General features: G+C 38.2%; 17 protein-coding genes. 11 read left to right on the top strand and 6 right to left on the bottom strand.

The window, feature by feature from the left end; all coding sequences use genetic code 11:
- Positions 1–55: 55 nt before the first annotated feature.
- From A9501_RS05570 to A9501_RS05560, 3 genes are read left to right on the top strand one after another with little or no spacing between them, the layout of a single operon-like run.
- Positions 56–400, top strand: coding sequence for an ArsC family reductase (locus A9501_RS05570; protein ID WP_065265226.1), 345 nt, complete (start codon positions 56–58; stop codon positions 398–400).
- 27 nt (positions 401–427) lie between these two features.
- A complete protein-coding gene (gene dapE, locus A9501_RS05565; protein WP_065265225.1) occupies positions 428–1,561 on the top strand; it encodes a succinyl-diaminopimelate desuccinylase in 1,134 nt (377 codons plus the stop codon).
- Position 1,562: 1 nt separating this feature from the next.
- Positions 1,563–2,243: a M15 family metallopeptidase gene (locus A9501_RS05560; RefSeq protein WP_065265224.1), complete on the top strand. Its 681-nt coding sequence runs from the start codon at positions 1,563–1,565 to the stop codon at positions 2,241–2,243.
- A gap of 35 nt (positions 2,244–2,278) precedes the next feature.
- On the opposite strand, the gene fbpC is transcribed toward A9501_RS05560, so the two are convergent.
- The 4 genes from fbpC to A9501_RS05540 form a co-directional block, all read right to left on the bottom strand.
- Positions 2,279–3,349 carry a Fe(3+) ABC transporter ATP-binding protein FbpC gene (gene fbpC / locus A9501_RS05555; protein WP_065265223.1) on the bottom strand — a complete coding sequence of 357 codons (1,071 nt, stop codon included), beginning with the start codon at positions 3,347–3,349 and terminating at the stop codon, positions 2,279–2,281.
- Complete coding sequence (locus A9501_RS05550; RefSeq protein WP_065265222.1) at positions 3,336–4,856, bottom strand: ABC transporter permease; 1,521 nt, start codon at positions 4,854–4,856, stop codon at positions 3,336–3,338. The genes fbpC and A9501_RS05550 overlap by 14 nt, the downstream gene beginning before the upstream one ends.
- A 70-nt stretch (positions 4,857–4,926) precedes the next feature.
- Positions 4,927–5,925 carry an iron ABC transporter substrate-binding protein gene (locus A9501_RS05545; protein WP_048953703.1) on the bottom strand — a complete coding sequence of 333 codons (999 nt, stop codon included), beginning with the start codon at positions 5,923–5,925 and terminating at the stop codon, positions 4,927–4,929.
- A gap of 175 nt (positions 5,926–6,100) precedes the next feature.
- Positions 6,101–7,648: a class I SAM-dependent methyltransferase gene (locus A9501_RS05540; protein WP_065265221.1), complete on the bottom strand. Its 1,548-nt coding sequence runs from the start codon at positions 7,646–7,648 to the stop codon at positions 6,101–6,103.
- A gap of 134 nt (positions 7,649–7,782) precedes the next feature.
- On the opposite strand from A9501_RS05540, the gene A9501_RS05535 reads away from it, so the two are divergent.
- Genes A9501_RS05535 through A9501_RS05525 form a run of 3 tightly spaced genes read left to right on the top strand, consistent with a single transcriptional unit; the run spans position 7,783 to position 10,135 of the window.
- Positions 7,783–8,865, top strand: coding sequence for a PhoH family protein (locus tag A9501_RS05535; protein WP_065265220.1), 1,083 nt, complete (start codon positions 7,783–7,785; stop codon positions 8,863–8,865).
- Between the two features lies 1 nt (position 8,866).
- The gene (gene ybeY, locus A9501_RS05530) at positions 8,867–9,331 is read left to right on the top strand and encodes an rRNA maturation RNase YbeY (protein WP_009766889.1); all 465 of its coding nucleotides are present in this window, start codon (positions 8,867–8,869) and stop codon (positions 9,329–9,331) included.
- A gap of 18 nt (positions 9,332–9,349) precedes the next feature.
- Positions 9,350–10,135, top strand: coding sequence for a Cof-type HAD-IIB family hydrolase (locus tag A9501_RS05525; protein ID WP_065265219.1), 786 nt, complete (start codon positions 9,350–9,352; stop codon positions 10,133–10,135).
- Between the two features lie 37 nt (positions 10,136–10,172).
- Here the strand turns inward: A9501_RS05525 and A9501_RS05520 are convergent, their stop codons facing one another.
- Positions 10,173–11,981: an AMP-dependent synthetase/ligase gene (locus A9501_RS05520; protein WP_065265218.1), complete on the bottom strand. Its 1,809-nt coding sequence runs from the start codon at positions 11,979–11,981 to the stop codon at positions 10,173–10,175.
- Between the two features lie 193 nt (positions 11,982–12,174).
- Positions 12,175–13,194 (bottom strand): type I glyceraldehyde-3-phosphate dehydrogenase, encoded by a 1,020-nt coding sequence (gene gap, locus A9501_RS05515; RefSeq protein ID WP_065265217.1) that lies wholly within the window; start codon positions 13,192–13,194, stop codon positions 12,175–12,177.
- Positions 13,195–13,444: 250 nt separating this feature from the next.
- On the opposite strand from gap, the gene gmk reads away from it, so the two are divergent.
- From gmk to murI, 5 genes are all read left to right on the top strand, one after another.
- Positions 13,445–14,071: a guanylate kinase gene (gene gmk / locus A9501_RS05510; protein WP_005634932.1), complete on the top strand. Its 627-nt coding sequence runs from the start codon at positions 13,445–13,447 to the stop codon at positions 14,069–14,071.
- Between the two features lie 62 nt (positions 14,072–14,133).
- The gene (gene rpoZ, locus A9501_RS05505) at positions 14,134–14,400 is read left to right on the top strand and encodes a DNA-directed RNA polymerase subunit omega (RefSeq protein WP_005625717.1); all 267 of its coding nucleotides are present in this window, start codon (positions 14,134–14,136) and stop codon (positions 14,398–14,400) included.
- A gap of 72 nt (positions 14,401–14,472) precedes the next feature.
- Positions 14,473–16,587, top strand: a complete 2,115-nt coding sequence (spoT, locus tag A9501_RS05500; protein ID WP_065265216.1) for a bifunctional GTP diphosphokinase/guanosine-3',5'-bis pyrophosphate 3'-pyrophosphohydrolase — start codon at positions 14,473–14,475, stop codon at positions 16,585–16,587.
- Entirely contained in the window at positions 16,584–18,665 is a 2,082-nt protein-coding gene (gene recG, locus A9501_RS05495) for an ATP-dependent DNA helicase RecG (protein ID WP_065265215.1), read from the top strand. The genes spoT and recG overlap by 4 nt, the downstream gene beginning before the upstream one ends.
- 29 nt (positions 18,666–18,694) lie before the next feature.
- Positions 18,695–19,504 carry a glutamate racemase gene (gene murI, locus A9501_RS05490; RefSeq protein WP_065265214.1) on the top strand — a complete coding sequence of 270 codons (810 nt, stop codon included), beginning with the start codon at positions 18,695–18,697 and terminating at the stop codon, positions 19,502–19,504.
- The last annotated feature ends 167 nt before the right edge of the window (positions 19,505–19,671 follow it).

Below are 19,671 nucleotides of genomic sequence, written 5' to 3'. Positions count from 1 at the left end.
TTAAAATCCTCAGTCTGATTAGATTGAGGATTTTTCTTATTTTTTTAGGTGAAACATGATTACAGTTTACGGCATTAAAAATTGCGATACAGTAAAAAAAGCGTTGAAATGGCTAGCGGATCACAATATTGAACACAAACTCCATGATTACCGTGTTGATGGTTTGGATTCGAATTTTTTAGTCCAAGCAGAAGCTCAATTTGGCTGGGATGTGTTGGTGAATAAACGCAGTACAACTTGGCGTAATTTGGATGAGCAAGTTAAAAATTCTCTTGATAAAGCTACCGCACTTTCCGTGTTGGCTGAGAATCCAACCTTAATTAAACGCCCAATTATTTTACAAGATGGGAAGGCATTAATTGGATTTAATGAAAAGGAATATCAGGTTGCTTTTGCTTAAAGTGCGGTTATTTTCTTAGGAGTTTTTATGAGAGAAAAAGTGATTTCGTTGGCGCAAGATTTAATTCGTCGCCCGTCTATTAGCCCGAATGACCAAGGCTGTCAGCAAATTATTGCCGAACGTTTAGAAAAGTTAGGTTTTCAAATTGAATGGATGCCTTTTAATGATACGCTGAATTTGTGGGCAAAACACGGAACGGGTGAGCCAGTTATTGCTTTTGCAGGTCATACGGATGTTGTGTCTACAGGTGATGAAAATCAGTGGTCGTCTCCTCCGTTTTCTGCTGAGATTATTGATGGCATGCTTTATGGTCGTGGTGCGGCGGATATGAAAGGATCCCTTGCTGCAATGATTGTGGCGGCTGAAGAATATGTAAAAGCAAATCCTAATCATAAAGGCACAATTGCATTATTGATTACGTCTGATGAAGAGGCCGCCGCAAAAGATGGCACTGTGCGTGTGGTTGAGACTTTAATGGCGCGTGGTGAAAAAATTACTTATTGTATGGTTGGCGAGCCATCGAGTGCTAAAAACTTAGGCGATGTTGTCAAAAATGGTCGTAGAGGCTCAATTACAGGAAACCTTTATATTCAGGGGATTCAAGGACACGTGGCATATCCGCATTTAGCTGAAAATCCAATCCATAAAGCCGCCCCATTCTTGCAAGAATTGACGACCTATCAATGGGATGAAGGTAATGAGTTTTTCCCTCCAACAAGCCTACAAATTGCTAATATTCATGCGGGAACAGGAAGTAATAATGTGATTCCAGGCGAGTTATATATTCAGTTCAATTTGCGTTATTGCACAGAAGTAACAGATGAAATCATTAAGCAAAAAGTAGCTGAAATGCTAGAAAAACATAATTTGAAATATCGTATTGAATGGAATTTATCAGGTAAACCGTTTTTAACAAAACCAGGTAAATTATTAGATTCGATAACCTCCGCTATTGAGGAAACTACAGGCATAAAGCCAAAGGCTGAAACAGGTGGTGGTACATCAGACGGTCGTTTTATTGCATTGATGGGCGCTGAAGTGGTGGAATTTGGTCCACTTAACGCAACAATTCATAAAGTAAATGAATGTGTCAGTGTAGAAGATCTTGGCAAGTGCGGTGAGATTTATCACAAAATGTTAGTGAATTTATTGGATAGCTAAAATGAAATTAACGCCAGAAATGCTTACAGGAAAGTCTCGTGAGCATTTAGTCAATTTACCCGCAAATCATTCATCAAATCATTTTTTGCAAACGCAAGCGGTGAACGCATTTCAAGGGCTGCAAAAAAGTGCGGCAAAAAATGGCTTTAATTTACAGCCAGCGAGCAGTTTTCGTGATTTTGAACGCCAACAGCTTATTTGGAATAGTAAATTTAAGGGCGAGAGAAAAGTCCATGATGACACAGGCAAAGCATTAGAGTTGAGCCAATTAGATGACTGGCAAAAATGTCAGGCGATTTTACGTTGGTCTGCATTGCCAGGGGCTAGCCGTCATCATTGGGGAACGGAAGTGGATATTTTCGATCCTGATCTTTTGCCACAGGGGCAATCTTTACAACTGGAGCCTTGGGAATATGAAAAAGGCGGCTACTTCTTTGAATTGAGTGAGTTTCTTACCGAAAATTTACCGCACTTTGATTTTGCTTTGCCTTTTATGAATATACAGTCCAATAAGAAAGTGGGGCGGGAGCCTTGGCATATCAGTTATTTGCCGTTAGCTGAATTGGCAAGTCAGCAATTTTCTCCAGACATTTTGCAACAGGCATGGAAAGAGGAAAATATTTTAGGCGCAGACTGTTTAATATCAAATCTTGAACAAATTTTTTCTGAATATATTGTTTAAAAATAAAGCCTTATCGTGAAGATAAGGCTTTATTCTTAGGCGTAAAAAAGCCCTTTTCCATGCAAATAAATTGGTAGCTCATCGCCAATAGATAAATCGGGGGAAATGATGTTCTCAATCCATATTGCGTAGCCATTAATTTCAATTTGAATAGCGGTAATTTTCCCTTTGAATTCGATTTGTTTTACTTGCCCTTTGAAAAGTGCGGTTGGATTTTCCGATGTTTTAAACAGGCTAAATTGTTCTGGGCGAAGTAAAATCTTACCTTGTTTCAGCGAGATTGATTTGTTTTTTACAGGAATATTACCTAATTGGCATTGAACTGTGTTTTCATCAATCAGATTCGCCGATAGCACGATGTTTTCACCAATAAAACTTGCGGTTTCAATATGATTAGGCGACCAATAAAGTGTACGAGGCGTGTCGATTTGTAAAATTTTTCCTTGTTGGATAACAGCGATTTTATCCGCATAACGTAATGCTTCATCACGATCATGGGTGACGAAAATCGCTGATGCACCACTTTGACGCAGCGCTTTCAGCATATCATGACGAATTTGCTGGCGAAGATGTTCATCTAAGGCACTAAAAGGTTCGTCTAATAAAATCAGTTCTGGATTCGGCGCCAATGCTCGTGCAAGAGCCACTCGTTGTTGTTGTCCGCCTGATAGCTGATGAGGAAAACGTTCTGCCAATTCACTAATTCCAGTGAGTTGCATTGCCTGCTCAATCCGCATTTTCTCTTCATCCGTTTTCCCTTTTCCATTCCCTAATCCATAAGCAATGTTGCGATAGACATTTAAGTGAGGGAAAAGCACGCCTTCTTGTACCACATAACCTAGATGACGCTGTTGCGTTGGCACATTTGTATTCTCGCCGAAAATTAACTGCTCTTTTAGCCAAATTTCGCCCGTATTAGGTTGTTCAAATCCTGCGATCGCTCGCAATAACGTTGTTTTTCCACAACCAGAGGCACCAAGCAAAAAGAGGATTTCACCTCGTTGCAAGGTAAAGGAAATATCGTGAAGAACTTGTTGTTCATTAAAAAATTTATTGAGATTTTTAACGGCTAATAACGGATTATTTATCATTTTATTTAAATGCATATTTTTTCAATAAAAACACAGGAATCCCTGAAAAGAGAACGAGCATGAGTGCATAAGGCGTTGCTGCAGCGTATTGCGCATCACTAGTATATTCCCAAACGGCAATCGAAAGGGTTTTGATGTCGTTTGGCGTGAGCAAAAGTGTTGCCGTAAGCTCTTTCATTAAATTCAAAAATACTAGAGAGAATGCCGCCGCAATGCCTGGTAGCATTGCTGGTAATGTTAAAGTTCGGAAAATATAGAATGGGCTTCGTCCTAGGCTTTGTCCTACTTTCTCAATATTATCAGAAAGTTGTTCAAGTGAGGCTCTAAGTGTGGTTTGTGCCATTGGTAAATAGAGCATAAAGTAAGCCACGATGATAACTAAAAAGGTTTGATATAAGCTGTTGGCATAGTTGATCGTAAAGTAGATCAGTGATAATGCGATAACTAAGCCGGGTACGGCGTGTAATAGGTAAGGTAAGCGATCAATCCAAACGGTTAATTTGCTACGATAGCGTACAGCTGCCCAAACCAATGGCAAAGCACAAACTACGGTAAGCAATGCGCCTAGTCCTGAAATGATAAATGAATTACTGAATGCCGATAAAAATTCTGAAAAATCACCTGCACTTTCGAGTGAAGTTCCCACTATAAGCCAGTAAATTAACATAATCACAGGCACGCCAATGCTTAAGATGAATATACTAGAGAAAAATCCGAAGGTTAAACATTGTTTGCCAAAGGAAAGTGTTTTTACTGGATAAGGACGAGTGACACCTTTTCCACTGTTGTAAAGTGTTTGTTTACCGCGGAAGAATGTTTCTCCCAGCACAATAATGCTACAAATTGCCATTAATACAGCAGAAAGTAGTGCTGCGGTGCTGTTATTAAAAGACATTTCATATTCTTGGAAAATAGCTGTGGTGAATGTTTGGTAATTCAAAATAGAAACCGCACCAAAATCTACCAGCATATGTAATGCTATTAGCAATAAACTACTACCGATTGCTGGTTTTAATTGTGGGAAAATTGCGTGCCAAAAGGTGTAAGTTTGGCTTTTTCCTAATGAAAGGCTTACTTCTTCAAGGGAGCGGTCAAGTCGTTTAAGTGTAGCTGAAATAGGCAAGTAAGCGAGTGGGAAAGAGCTTAATGTCATGATGCCAATCGTTCCCCAAAAACCTTCTACTCGAAAGGTTAGGCTGATCCAAGTAAAACAACTCACAAAGGCTGGAATACAAAGTGGTAAGCTCATCGCCACTTCAAAAAATGATTTGCCGAAAAAACGGTAGCGTTCAAGTAAAAATGCACAAAGAGTACCGAGAGAAATGGAACCAATGGTTACACAGACCATGAGAAGCATTGTGTTGCTCAGTAATTCCGCCATTCTCGGGCGAATAAGAAGCTCAAAGCTACGATCTAATCCGACTTCAATCGCACGGAAAAGAATATACAGAAATGGTAATAAGAGCGGTAAACCAATAAGTAAAATAATGATGGTGAGCCAAAGTGGGGGAGTTCGGGTCAAAAGATAATCCTTTATATGTGGCAACTGTATCTTCACTTTTGGTGAAAATACAGTTGCAACGTTAGCGGGCTTATTTTAAACCAGCTTCTTCAATTAATTTATTTGCTTGTTCTTTATCTTGAGCAGTAGTTGCTGAAACTACTGGCGCTTGCAATTTAGCATAAGGTTCCATATTGAATGGAGAAGTCACATCTGTACGTAATGGATATTCTGCACGTACAGCAACTAAAGCTTCTTGACCTTTTTTGCTTGCTAAGAAGTCCACGAATTTTTTCGCTTCTTCTTTATTTTTAGATGATTTTAAGATTGCAGCACCAGAGTAAGTGACTAATGCACCAGGGTCTTTATGACGAATAAAGTACAAACGAGTTTTTAAGTTTTCTGCGCCTTTTTCTTTTGCTAATGCATACCAGTAGTAGTTATTAATTAAGGCTGCAGGCACTTCGCCATTTTCAACAGCTTGCAATGCAACACTGTTTTTCGCGTAAAGTTTACCATTTTCTTTTAAGCCTTTTAACCAATTAAGTGCAACTTTCTCGCCTTTTAGTTTAACAATAGCGACAACTTGTTCTAAGAATGCACCAGAGGTTGGTACATAACCGATTTTATCTTTCCATTTTGGTGTCGCGTAATCAAGTACTGATTTTTCCATATCTTTTTCAGATAATTTAGTGTGATCATAAACTACAACACGAGAACGACCACTTAATGCAATCCAATCTTTTTTAGGTGCTACTGGTACACCTTGGTGAGAGGTTTGTTTGATCGTATTGGCTGAAAGTGGTTCTAATAAACCTGCTTCAGAAAGTGTGGCAAATGGAGAGGTTTGTTCTGAATAGAATACATCGGCTGGGCTTTTATCGCCTTCTTCTTTAAGTTGACCTGCTAACTGTTCGCTTTTAGCACTATTTAAAGTAACTTTAATACCCGTTTCTTGTGTAAAAGCATCAGCAACAGCTTTTGCTGCTTCTTTATGCTGACCATTATAGACAGTAATATCTGCAAAGCTACTTGCTGAGAATGTAAGTGCGGCAGCGAGTGTCGCAATTTTGAATGATTTTAACGTCATTGAAAACTCCTTGTTTTTGAGAATGGATCTTAATTTATATTGAATTGGCTTCATTCTATTTCTAAAATCCAATAAATGCAAATAGTTTTCAATTTGAATTTTGCGATTGGGACAAAAAAAGGAGAGCTAATCGATCTCCTTTAGTATGTTACTTGCTTTCAATTTTGCTTTTTGCTTATGGTGTAGCAGGTTGGATGTAACCTAAGTCTGCTAATACTTTACAAATAGAATCACATAATCCTGAACAATCATATTCTTCATCAATGAGTTTTTCGTTGTTGTTCATATCTTTGTAGCCATTTTCAATTAAATATGCTTTGAGTGACGCATTAAGTTCCGCTTTAGTTGTCGGTTTTTCCATTTGAGACATCATATAAACATGCAGTTCATTTAAATTTTCAACGCCTCCATTATACATATTGCCTGCACCGATATATTGATCTGCACCTTCTAATAAGACCTGTACATATTGAGTAAATCGTTTTGGTACATAAGTTTTGTTATCTTCAAACGTATATGTTTGATAAGGTGTGAGAAAAACATTGATATAACCGAAGATAATTGCTAACAATACGGAAGAGTAAATTTCATTCTCTGTGAGATTTTCAAATTCTTTATGCTCAGCAACGTGATCAATTAATGATTGAATAGTGAAATGAACTACTTGATAGATAAAGTATTCAAGTAATTTTTCTACGTCTTTATTATTGAATATATGGCTCAGATTATTTTCTTTGTTCTGTCCAATAAAAGTTAATTTATTTAATAATGCTTTATCAATAGTTTCTGTACGGTTAATTTTATCTTGTAAATGAGCATGGCATAGTAAACTTCTTCTGAATGCTACATCGTAAAGATAATCAAGGCATTGCTCACGTGCAACATAATCTGTTTCGGATAATTGATTGATCATGTCACGTAGATGTTGTGGCATCCAAGAAATATATGAAAGTTGAAAATCCGTATCGCCAATATAAGCTAATTGATGTTGATGTAGGCTATCAACAAATTGATTCAAATAGAAAGGGTGGTTGTGATATTCGAGATATTCATGTGCGATGTAATGATCGCCTTTAGTTTGAATATTATCGAAGTTATTGATTCGGCTCTTATTATTGTTTTTTTCAGACTCAATCGATTTAATTGCATCTGAGAATAATTGAACAACGGCTTTGCCACGACGAGTTTGCTCAGAGAGTGGTAAATTCTGAGTGTATTTATTAGCATAGAGCATAATATCCCGTGCAACTTCGCGGCTTTTCCAACCGGGATAGGTGTTGTAAGAAATATAAGCAATACCATTTGGCGTTAAATTCTCACGACAAACCTTAAGGATTTTATCTTTAACATTATCAGGTACCCAAGAATAAATACCATGCACGATGATGTAGTCAAACATGCCAAATTCAGGCGTAATATCGAGAATATTTTTTGTTTCTAAACGAACGTTTGTTAATCCCATTGATTGAATAATTTCATTACCTTGAGTAATTTGACTATCTGCTAAATCAATACCTACAAATTCAGTATCTGGATAATAAACCGCTTGAGAAATTAAGTTTCCACCAAAAGAAGAACCTAATTCTAATACTTTAGCACCTTTGAGTGCTGGAGGGGTTAATCCCCATAATGTTGCATTCCCTTCCAGAAGCGCAATGCTCGTATAAGAAAAGGGTCTTGAGTAGTATCTAAGTTCGTCGTAAGGGTTATTTTGTTCAGTCATAATATATTCAGCTTGTCACATAATCAAGGATGCATATTATAGTGGGGATATGGGTGAAAACAAAGTGATGATTGTTTCCCATGAAGTGGTAATTACGCTAGAATAACCGCAATTTTCACCAGCTTAGTATCCCCATGCTTTCATTTACTCTCGAACCTCAAGATAACGCACGTTTGCAATCTTTATGCGGTGCATTTGATGATCATCTAAAACTTATTGAAAAAGAATTTAACCTTGTCATTGCTCGTCATAATTTCACGTTTCATATTGATAGTGTGGAAGAGGATCCAAAACCTTATCATGCAAAATTGATAAAAAGTGCGGTGAAATTAATTCAAGATTTATATGTTGAAACTGCGCCCGTAAAAGGTAAAGTGAAAGAGTTAGATTTGGAAGATGTGCATATGGCTTTACAAGAAAGCCGAATGCTATCTCAAGTTGAACCGAACCGTGCTGAAAATAATGTTTTCAGTACAACGATTAAAACTAAGCGAGGTGTGATTAAACCTCGAGGCGAAAATCAAGTTCAATATTTACATAATATTTTAACTCACGATATTAGTTTTGGTATTGGCCCAGCAGGAACGGGGAAAACATTCTTAGCGGTTGCTGCAGCAGTTGAGGCTTTAGAGCGTCAAGAAATTCGTCGCGTTTTACTTACTCGCCCTGCGGTAGAAGCGGGCGAAAAGCTAGGTTTTTTACCGGGGGATTTAGGTCAGAAAATCGAACCTTATTTACGTCCGCTTTATGATGCTTTGTTTGAAATGCTAGGTTTTGAGCGAGTGCAAAAATTAATGGAACGTAATGTTATTGAAATTGCGCCTTTGGCTTATATGCGTGGGCGTACACTTAATGATAGTTTTATTATTTTAGATGAAAGCCAAAACACGACAGTTGAGCAAATGAAAATGTTTTTAACCCGCATTGGTTTTAATTCTAAAGCCGTGATTACGGGCGATATTACGCAAATTGACTTACCTCGTAGCACAAAATCTGGTTTACGCCATGCGATTGAAGTGTTGGAAAAAGTACCAGAATTAAGTTTTAACTATTTTGATAGTAAAGATATTGTGCGCCATCCGGTGGTGGCTAAAGTCGTGCAAGCATACGAAGAATGGGAAGTGCAAGATAAAATTCGTCGAAAAGAATTAGTGGAGCTTCGTAAAGCCGAACGTGAAAAAGAGCGGTCAGAAATTGAAAAGAATTTAGGAGAGTAAAATGGGAAGTATATTCGTTGATCTGCAAATTGCCACAGAAAATATAGAGGGTTTGCCAACAGAAGAACAGATTGTGCAGTGGGCAACAGCTGCAGTTCAACCGGAAGGGGATGAAGTTGAAATGACGGTTCGTATTGTGGATGAAGCCGAAAGCCATGAATTAAATTTAACTTATCGTGGCAAGGATCGCCCGACTAACGTACTTTCATTTCCATTTGAATGCCCTGATGAGGTGGAGTTGCCATTGCTAGGGGATCTCGTTATTTGTCGTCAAGTCGTGGAGCGAGAAGCCGCAGAACAAGAGAAACCATTAATGGCACATTGGGCACATATGGTCGTGCATGGTAGCTTACATTTACTCGGTTATGATCATATTGAAGACGATGAAGCGGAAGAAATGGAAAGTTTAGAAACCCAAATTATGCAAGGATTAGGTTTTGATGATCCTTATCTAGCAGAGAAATAATCTTTATTCGGAGTAATGATGTATAAAGCGGTATTTAGTGATTTTGATGGCACCTTATTAACCTCTCAACATACTATTTCCCCTCGAACTGTTGCAGCAATTAAGCGTTTAACGGCGAATGGTATTCCTTTTGTGCCAATTTCGGCGCGTTCTCCTTTAGGTATTTTGCCTTATTGGAAACAGCTTGAAACGAATAATGTGCTTGTTGCATTTAGTGGCGCGCTTATTTTGAATCAACACCTTGAACCAATTTATAGCGTACAAATCGATCCAAAAGATATTTTAGACATTAATACCGTTTTGGCGGCTCATCCTTTGCTTGGCGTGAATTATTATACAAATAATGATTGCCATGCTCGTGACGTAGAAAATAAATGGGTGATTTTTGAACGTGGCGTCACAAAAATTGAGATTCATCCTTTCGATGAAGTGGCGACACGTTCGCCGCATAAAATTCAAATTATTGGGGAAGCTGAAGAAATCATCGAGATTGAAATTATTTTAAAGGAAAAATTTCCACATCTGAGTATTTGCCGTTCCCATGCTAATTTTTTAGAGGTGATGCATAAGAGTGCAACCAAAGGAAGTGCGGTTCGTTTTTTGGAAGATTATTTTGGCGTACAAACCAATGAGGTGATTGCGTTTGGTGATAACTTTAATGATCTGGATATGCTAGAACATGCGGGGCTTGGGGTGGCAATGGGAAATGCACCTGATGAAATTAAACAAGCTGCAAATGTAGTCACCGCGACTAATAATGAAGATGGGCTAGCATTAATTTTGGAAGAAAAATTTCCTGAATAATTGGCAAGAAAAAGGCTCTCAAACGAGAGCCTTTTAGTTATGAATTTTTTGATTCTTTTGAATTATACATATCTTCAATTTGCTTACGATAACGTTCTAAAATCACTTTTCTACGTAATTTTAATGTTGGTGTAATTTCACCTAATTTGATGCTAAATGCTTGAGAAAGTAACGTGAATTTTTTTACTTGCTCGAAATGAGCCAATTCTTTTTGCAGCGCATTAATACGCTGCTCAAACATTTTTAGAATTTCAGAATTTTTTAATAATTCTAAACGGTCATGATATTTAATATTGAGCTGTTTAGCGTACTCTTCCAAACTATCAAAGCAAGGCACAATAAGCGCGGATACATATTTTTTCGCATCGGCGATGATCGCAATTTGTTCGATAAATTTATCTTTACCGATTTTGCTTTCGATATACTGTGGCGCGATATATTTGCCGTTTGAGGTTTTCATTAATTCTTTAATGCGATCGGTAATAAATAAATTCCCTTGTTCGTCAAATTCTCCCGCATCGCCAGTTTTTAAGAAACCATCTTCTGTGAAGGCTTGAGCCGTTTCTTCTGGCTTCTTGTAATAGCCTTTCATCACCATTCCGCCACGCACGAGGATTTCATTATTTTCCCCAATTTTCACTTCCGCTTTTGGCATCAGTGTGCCGATTGAATTTGGGTCAAATTGGCAATCATGCCAGCAAGAAACGGTCGCAGTTGTTTCTGTCATGCCATAGCCTAATTTAATATTGATACCAATAGCATGGAAAAATAGCCCAATAGCGGGTTCTAATTTTGCTCCTCCGCAAGGCATCATTTTTATACGACCACCCAATAATTGGCGAAGTTTTGAGAGCACTAATTTATCCGCCAAAGCAAATTGTTTTTTCAATAAGAACGGAATAGCTTTGTTATTCGCACGTAAATCAAAATGTTTTTGTCCTACGGAAATTGCCCAATGGAACATTATTTGGCGAAGTTTTGGTGCTTTTTGAACTTTATCCAATACGGCTGCATAAATTTTTTCGTAAAAACGTGGGACGGCACACATTAAAGTTGGGCGAATTTCCGTTAAAGCTGACCGCACTTGATTGGTGTCTTCTAAATAGCAAAGTATTGCACCTCTATGAAGAATATAAGACGCCCAAGCTCGTTCAAAAATATGAGAGAACGGTAAGAAAGAAAGTGAAATGTCCTGATCTGTCACATTAAGTGAAAGATCGTGTGTTTCTAATTGATGAGCGAGATTAGCGTAATCTAACATGACACCTTTTGGCTCTCCAGTAGTGCCAGAGGTATAAATAATCGTAAATAAATCCGATAATTGTTTTTGATTTAAGCGCTGGGTTAGTTCATTTTGTTGGGCGTTTGAATCTGTTTCAATAAAACTTTCCCAAGAGCAAGAAAGAGGATCTTGTTGTAATTGAATGGTGGATTTCATTGCCACGATTTTTTGTAATTGTGGACAATGATGAGCAATTTCCAATGCTTGATCGTATTGCTCTTGATCTCCAACGAATAGAATTTTTACATCGGCGTGATTTAGGATAAATTCTGCTTGCTGGGCTGTATTGGTTGCGTAAATAGGTACTGTGATTGCTCGAATTTGTAACGTCGCAATGTCAGCGATTGTCCAACGTTCCATATTATGTGCGAAAATAGCGATTTTATCTTGCACGCCAATACTGTGAGCAAGCAATGCACGAGAAAGTTGATTGAGTTGCTCTTGAAAATTTTTCCAAGAGATGTCTCTCCATAAGCCGTGTTCTTTATAGCGAAGTGCGGTCATATTTGCACGAGTTTTGGCTTGTTGTTGAATACGATGAACAAAATGGAGATCGAGATTCATATTAACCCTATTTTTTGATTTTATTGAGCGAACAGTTGTGCGCTAATATAATCTTAAATAGGAATAAAAGCTAGAAGTATATTGATTGTTTTAAATTATTTTTAGTGATCCCTTGTTCATTTTTAGATCGTAAACTAAATTTTAGATAATAAAAAACCGCTCCGAAGAGCGGTTAATTTTTTCAAAGTTTTAATTAGCCTTTGTAGTTGTAAATGTGAGCTACTAAGTCTAATACTTTGTTTGAGTAACCAGTTTCGTTATCGTACCAAGATACTAATTTAACGAAAGAATCAGTTAATGCGATACCAGCGTCTGCATCAAATACAGAAGTTAAAGTACAGCCGTTGAAGTCAGTAGAAACAACCGCATCTTCAGTGTAACCTAATACGCCTTTTAATTCGCCATTGAAAGTTTTACCTTCAGCAGCGTCTTTGATTGCTTGTTTGATTGCATCGTAAGAAGCTGGTTTTTCAAGGTTAACAGTTAAGTCAACAACAGATACGTTTGGAGTTGGAACACGGAAAGCCATACCAGTTAATTTACCGTTTAATGCAGGTAATACTTTACCTACTGCTTTCGCTGCACCTGTTGAAGATGGAATGATGTTTTGTGATGCTCCGCGGCCGCCGCGCCAGTCTTTAGCTGATGGACCATCCACAGTTTTTTGAGTTGCAGTTGTTGCGTGAACAGTGGTCATTAAACCATCTTTGATACCGAAAGTTTCATGAACAACACGTGCTAAAGGAGCTAAACAGTTTGTTGTACAAGATGCGTTAGAAACGATATCTTGACCTGCGTATGTGTTGAAGTTTACACCACGAACGAACATAGGGGTTGCATCTTTAGATGGGCCAGTTAATACAACTTTTTTCGCGCCTGCAGTGATGTGTTTACGAGCAGTTTCATCAGTTAAGAATAAACCAGTCGCTTCAACAGCGATATCAACACCGATTGCACCCCAGTTTAAGTTTGCTGGATCACGTTCTGCAGTTACACGGATAGTTTTACCATTAACCACTAAGTTACCATCTTTCACTTCAACAGTGCCGTCGAAACGACCGTGAGTTGAATCATATTTCAACATATAAGCCATGTATTCAACGTCGATTAAGTCGTTAATACCTACAACTTCGATGTCATCACGGTGTTGTGCTGCACGGAATACGATACGGCCGATACGACCAAAACCATTGATACCAATTTTAATTGCCATAAGATTTTCACCTTTTATTTAAGTTAAACAAATCTGTTTGCTTTGAGTAATACTGCTCACTCAGTAAGACAGCGCACAGAGTATAGCACGAGCATTTTTATAAAACTATAAACCCTACTACTTTTTTGTGATCTATATCAAATCATGATTAGAATGAAAAAGTACCGTAAAAAATCACCGCACTTTTGATGATTTTTTATAGAGAAATCTGCATAATAGACTGAAATTGTTAGAGAAGGTTAAATGTTCTATGTCTCAAGGTAATCTTTATATTTTGTCTGCACCAAGTGGTGCGGGAAAATCTTCATTAATTTCAGCATTATTGGCATCAGATAGTTCAACTCAAAAAATGGTGTCTGTGTCACATACGACCCGCGCCCCACGTCCAGGTGAAGTTGAAGGCGTACACTATTATTTTGTATCAAAAGAAGAGTTTGAATCACTCATTGAGCAAGATTTATTTCTAGAATATGCCAAAGTTTTTGGCGGCAATTATTATGGAACCTCTTTACCTGCGATTGAAGAAAATTTAGCAAAAGGCATTGATGTATTTTTAGATATTGATTGGCAGGGGGCTCAACAAATCCGTAAAAAAGTGCCTTCAGTAAAAAGCATTTTTATTTTACCGCCTTCATTGCCTGAATTGGAGCGTCGTTTAATTGGTCGTGGGCAAGATAGTGAAGAGGTTATCGCTGAACGAATGTCAAAAGCGATAAGTGAAATTTCGCATTATGACGAATATGATTATGTCATTGTGAATGATGATTTTGAGAAAGCATTAAAAGATTTACAAAGTATTTTGCAATCGGAACGCTTAACTAAAGATTATCAACAAAAACAAAATGCAATGTTAATTCAACAGCTACTAGCAAAATAGGGCGAAATTGAGTATTATAACGCCCTTTCAATAGAGTAATTTTTGACAAATCGGAGTAAATTATGGCTCGTGTTACTGTGCAAGATGCAGTAGAAAAAATTGGTAACCGTTTTGATTTAATTTTAACGGCTGCGCGTCGTGCAAGACAATTACAACTTAACCAAAGTGCGCCGTTAGTGCCAGAAGATAATGACAAACCAACAGTAATCGCACTGCGTGAAATCGAAAAAGGTTTGATTAATCAAGATATTATGGATGCACAAGAATTCCAAGAAATGGCGAAAGTGCAAGAAACGGAAGAAGCAGCTGTTGCATTAATTACAGAATAATCTTTTAAAAGTGCGGTAAAAAATCACGATATTTTAACCGCACTTTCTCTTTCAACGATAAGTAGGTCTCCTTTGGAACTGTTTGCGGATTTAGATCGAATTATTCAAGGGTATTTGCCCGCAGATAAAATTGAACTCATCAAGCGTGCGTTTGTGATTGCAAGAGATGCGCACGAAGGACAATTTCGCTCCAGCGGCGAACCTTACATTACTCATCCTGTGGCGGTAGCCTCCATTATTGCTCAACTACATTTAGATCACGAAGCGGTAATGGCTGCGCTTTTGCACGATGTTATTGAAGATACACCTTATACGGAAGAACAACTGAAAGAAGAGTTCGGTGCCAGTGTGGCTGAAATTGTGGATGGTGTATCAAAACTCGATAAGTTGAAATTTCGTACTCGCCAAGAGGCGCAAGTCGAGAATTTTCGCAAAATGATTTTGGCGATGACGCGTGATATTCGCGTTGTGTTAATCAAGCTTGCTGACCGCACACATAATATGCGCACGCTTGGTGCGTTACGACCGGATAAACGCCGTCGTATTGCGAAAGAAACGCTTGAAATCTATTGTCCGCTTGCTCATCGTTTAGGCATTGAGCATATCAAAAATGAATTAGAAGACTTATCTTTTCAAGCAATGCATCCACATCGTTATGAGGTGTTAAAAAAACTCATTGATGTGGCGCGTAGTAATCGACAAGATTTAATCGAACGTATTTCACAAGAGATTAAAGTGCGGTTAGAAAATGCGGGGATTTTTGCTCGTGTGTGGGGGCGTGAAAAACACCTTTACAAGATCTATCAAAAAATGCGCATAAAGGATCAAGAATTCCACTCGATTATGGATATTTATGCGTTCCGTGTGATTGTAAAAAATGTTGATGATTGTTATCGCGTTTTAGGCCAAATGCATAATCTTTATAAGCCACGACCTGGCCGAGTAAAGGATTATATCGCGGTACCTAAAGCAAATGGCTATCAATCTTTGCAAACTTCAATGATTGGGCCGAAAGGTGTCCCCGTAGAAGTTCATATCCATACTGAGGATATGGAACAAGTCGCCGAAATGGGCATTACTGCGCATTGGGTTTATAAAGAAAATGGTAAAAACGACAGTACAACCGCACAAATTCGCGCACAACGCTGGCTGCAAAGTTTGGTCGAAATTCAACAAAGTGTAGGTAATTCGTTTGAGTTTATTGAGAATGTAAAATCAGAGTTTTTCCCGAAAGAAATTTATGTTTTTACGCCAAAAGGTCGAATTGTTGAATTGCCAATGGGCGCAACAGCAGTAGATTTCGCTTATGCCGTGCATTCAGATGTGGGAAATACTTGTGTTGGTGTGACTGTTGAGCATAAACCTTATCCGCTTTCGCAAGCTCTTGAGTCTGGGCAAACGGTCAATATCATCACCGATCCAAATGCTCATCCTGAAGCTGCATGGTTAAATTTCGTCGTAACGGCTCGTGCGAAAACACGGATTCGCCATTATCTCAAACAGCGTTGTGAAGAGGATGCCGTGAAATTAGGTGAGGTTGAGCTTAATGTAGCATTACAGCCTCATAATTTAGGTGATTTTTCTATTCAACAAATTAGAACTGTATTAGATGCTTTAGCACTTTCTTCTTTAGATGAATTATTACGAGAAATTGGTTTAGGTAATCAGTCTGCCTCCATAATTGCGCATCAATTTGTGGGCGTGCCGTTAGAATCTTCTAATACTCAGAATTTTAAATTTGAATCCAAAATACTCACTATTGCACCAATGCAAGTGGGTAAAACACAATTTGCTCAATGTTGCCATCCAATCCCTGGTGATCCTATTGTGGGATGTAGTACACAAGAAAACACAGTTGTAGTACACCATCAACATTGTGCAAGTTTGAAAAATGCTTGTCACCAATCGCTGGCTAAATGGGATAACGTTCAAAGTGCGGTGAATTTTGAGGCAGAATTACAAATAGAAATATTGAATGAGCAGAATGCCTTGCTTAGTTTAATGACTGCAATTTCTGCGAGCGAAAGCAGTCTTCAAAATATTTGGACGGAAGAATTAGAGAACAATTTATTGCTTGTGATTTTGCAGGTATGTGTAAAAGATATCAAACACCTTGCCAATATCGTTCATCGCATTAAAGGCATCACTGGCGTCGTTAATGTCAAACGCAATATTAATGAGCTATGAGCCTTGAACTTCTTGATGCCGTACCTTTGACCAGCCTCTCTGGTGTTGGTGCGGCCATTTCTAATAAACTGGCTAAAATCGGTATTCATAACCTGCAAGATTTACTCTTTCATTTACCTATTCGCTATGAAGATCGTACGCGAATTACGCCAATCGCTAATCTTCGCCCCGAACAATATTTTACAATCGAGGGCGTTGTTCAAACCTGTGAAGTTACTTTTGGCCGTCGCCCGATTCTGTCCGTGAGTTTGTCAGACGGCACATCGAAAATTATGTTACGTTTTTTCAATTTTAATGCGGGAATGCGTAATAGTTTTCAAGTAGGTGTGCGAGTAAAGGCCTTTGGAGAGGTAAAACGTGGGCGTCACATGCCTGAAATTCATCATCCAGAATATCAAATTGTGCGAGATAATGCGCCTATAGTATTGGAAGAAACCCTAACGCCGATTTATTCTACGACGGAAGGGCTCAAACAAAATTCATTACGAAAATTAACGGAGCAGGCTTTGGCATTACTCGACAAAGTTCAGATTGCAGAAATTTTGCCTAATGAATTTAATCCACATCAATATAGTTTAAAAGAAGCATTACGATTATTGCATCGTCCGCCGCCTGATATTTCATTAGAAATGTTAGAGCAAGGTAAGCATCCTACACAACAACGATTAATTTTTGAAGAATTATTGGCGCATAATCTCGCTATGCAAAAAGTGCGGTTAGGAACGCAGCAATTTTCTGCTTTACCGCTACATTATCAAACAGATTTGAAACAGCGATTTTTAGCCACCTTGCCATTTCAACCAACTAATGCGCAAAAGCGAGTCGTATCGGATATTGAACAAGATCTTATCAAAGATTATCCGATGATGCGCTTAGTGCAAGGGGATGTAGGATCGGGAAAAACATTGGTTGCCGCATTGGCTACTTTAACTGCAATTGATAATGGCAAACAAGTCGCCTTAATGGCGCCAACAGAAATTCTTGCAGAACAGCACGCGAATAATTTTCGACGTTGGTTTGAGCCTTTCGGTATTGAAGTTGGTTGGTTAGCCGGTAAAGTAAAAGGAAAATTAAGACAAGCGGAGCTTGAAAAAATCAAAACTGGTGCCGTACAAATGGTGGTGGGGACGCATGCTTTATTCCAAGAAGAAGTCGAGTTTTCCGACTTAGCATTGGTGATTATTGATGAACAACACCGTTTTGGGGTGCATCAACGATTAATGTTGCGTGAGAAAGGCGAAAAAGCGGGATTTTATCCCCATCAGTTAATTATGACGGCCACACCGATACCAAGAACGTTGGCAATGACCGTATATGCAGATTTGGATACATCAATTATTGATGAATTGCCTCCAGGACGTACGCCGATAACAACCGTAGTTGTTTCTGAAGAACGTCGTGCTGAAATTGTAATGCGTGTAAAAAACGCTTGTGTTAATGAAAAACGCCAAGCCTATTGGGTGTGTACATTAATTGATGAATCAGAGGTGTTAGAAGCTCAAGCTGCTGAAGCGATTTGGGAAGATTTAACTAAGGCATTACCTATGTTAAATATTGGGTTAGTGCACGGGCGGATGAAACCACAAGAAAAACAAGATGTCATGATGCGTTTTAAAAATGCAGAATTGGATTTATTGGTGGCGACGACAGTAATCGAAGTGGGTGTTGATGTTCCGAATGCTAGTTTGATGATTATCGAAAATGCAGAGCGTTTAGGTTTATCTCAGCTTCATCAATTACGAGGGCGGGTCGGTCGAGGCAGTACGGCTTCTTTTTGTGTGCTAATGTATAAACCTCCGCTCGGTAAAGTTTCGCAAAAACGTTTGCAAGTGCTACGAGATAGCCAAGATGGGTTTGTTATTTCTGAAAAAGACTTAGAAATTCGCGGACCAGGTGAAGTGCTTGGAACGAAACAAACGGGCATCGCTGAATTGCGAGTAGCAAATTTAATGCGAGATAGAAAAATGATACCAACGGTGCAATTTTATGCGAAATCACTTATCCAAAAATACCCTGATCTAGCAGAAAGTCTGATTCGTCGTTGGTTAAATAATAAAGAGATTTATTCAAACGCTTAAAAGTGCGGTCAATTTTCAAAGAGTTTTAAATGGATACAAAAGAAAAACGCCCAACTGTACTTTTTTTTGACTCTGGAGTCGGTGGGTTTAGCGTATATCGTGAAGCCAGAAAGTTATTACCAAATTGGCATTATCTCTATTGTTTTGATAATGCCGGCTTCCCTTATTCAGAACGCGAAGAAGAAAGTATTATTCACCGCACTTTAGAGGTTTGCCAACTGATTAATCAACGTTATCCATTAGATGCAATCGTGATAGCTTGTAATACAGCGAGTACTGTTGTGCTTCCGCCTTTGCGAGCTGCTTTTGATATTCCTATCGTTGGGACTGTGCCCGCTATTAAACCTGCATCAGAAATGACAAAGACAAAACATATTGGTTTATTAGCTACAAAGGGTACTGTAAAACGTCATTATGTCAATGATTTGATTGATAAATTTGCGCAAGATTGTATTGTTGAGAGATTGGGGACAACAAAATTAGTAGAAATTGCGGAGCAAAAAATTCGTGGTCATTCCGTTGATCTAATTGATTTAAAAGATGAGTTATCTCCATGGGCAGACATGGCAGATTTGGATACATTAGTTTTAGGTTGTACTCACTTTCCACTCATCAAAGATGAAATTCAGTTGTGCTTGCCACAAATTAAATATTTTATGGATCCTGGAGCGGCGATTGCTAAGCGGATAAAATATTTGCTCGATGGTAAAAGTATACGTGCTCAAGGTGAAAAACATAATCAAATGTTTTGTACCGACCATTTTTCTGAAGAATCTCAATTTAAAAAAGCTTTACACCTATGGGGATTTGAATCTTTAGATGTAATAAAAATAGACTAAAATTGATATTAAATAGACCTTTTTGTATTAACTTTATCCAAAAGAACATTTTTTTAAATATTTTTACCAAAAAGTACTTGCAAGGGATTTGAAAATCCCTATAATGCACCGCACACAACGACGCACTGTTGTGAAGTTTTTAAGTTTCCAAGTGCGTCGTTGTTTTT

The sequence above is a fragment of the Haemophilus sp. CCUG 66565 genome, assembly GCF_001679495.1.
GTDB classification, from domain to species: Bacteria; Pseudomonadota; Gammaproteobacteria; order Enterobacterales; family Pasteurellaceae; genus Haemophilus; species Haemophilus haemolyticus_K.
Note: the sequence above shows the minus strand (reverse complement) of the source record. Positions and strands in the feature narration are given on the sequence as shown.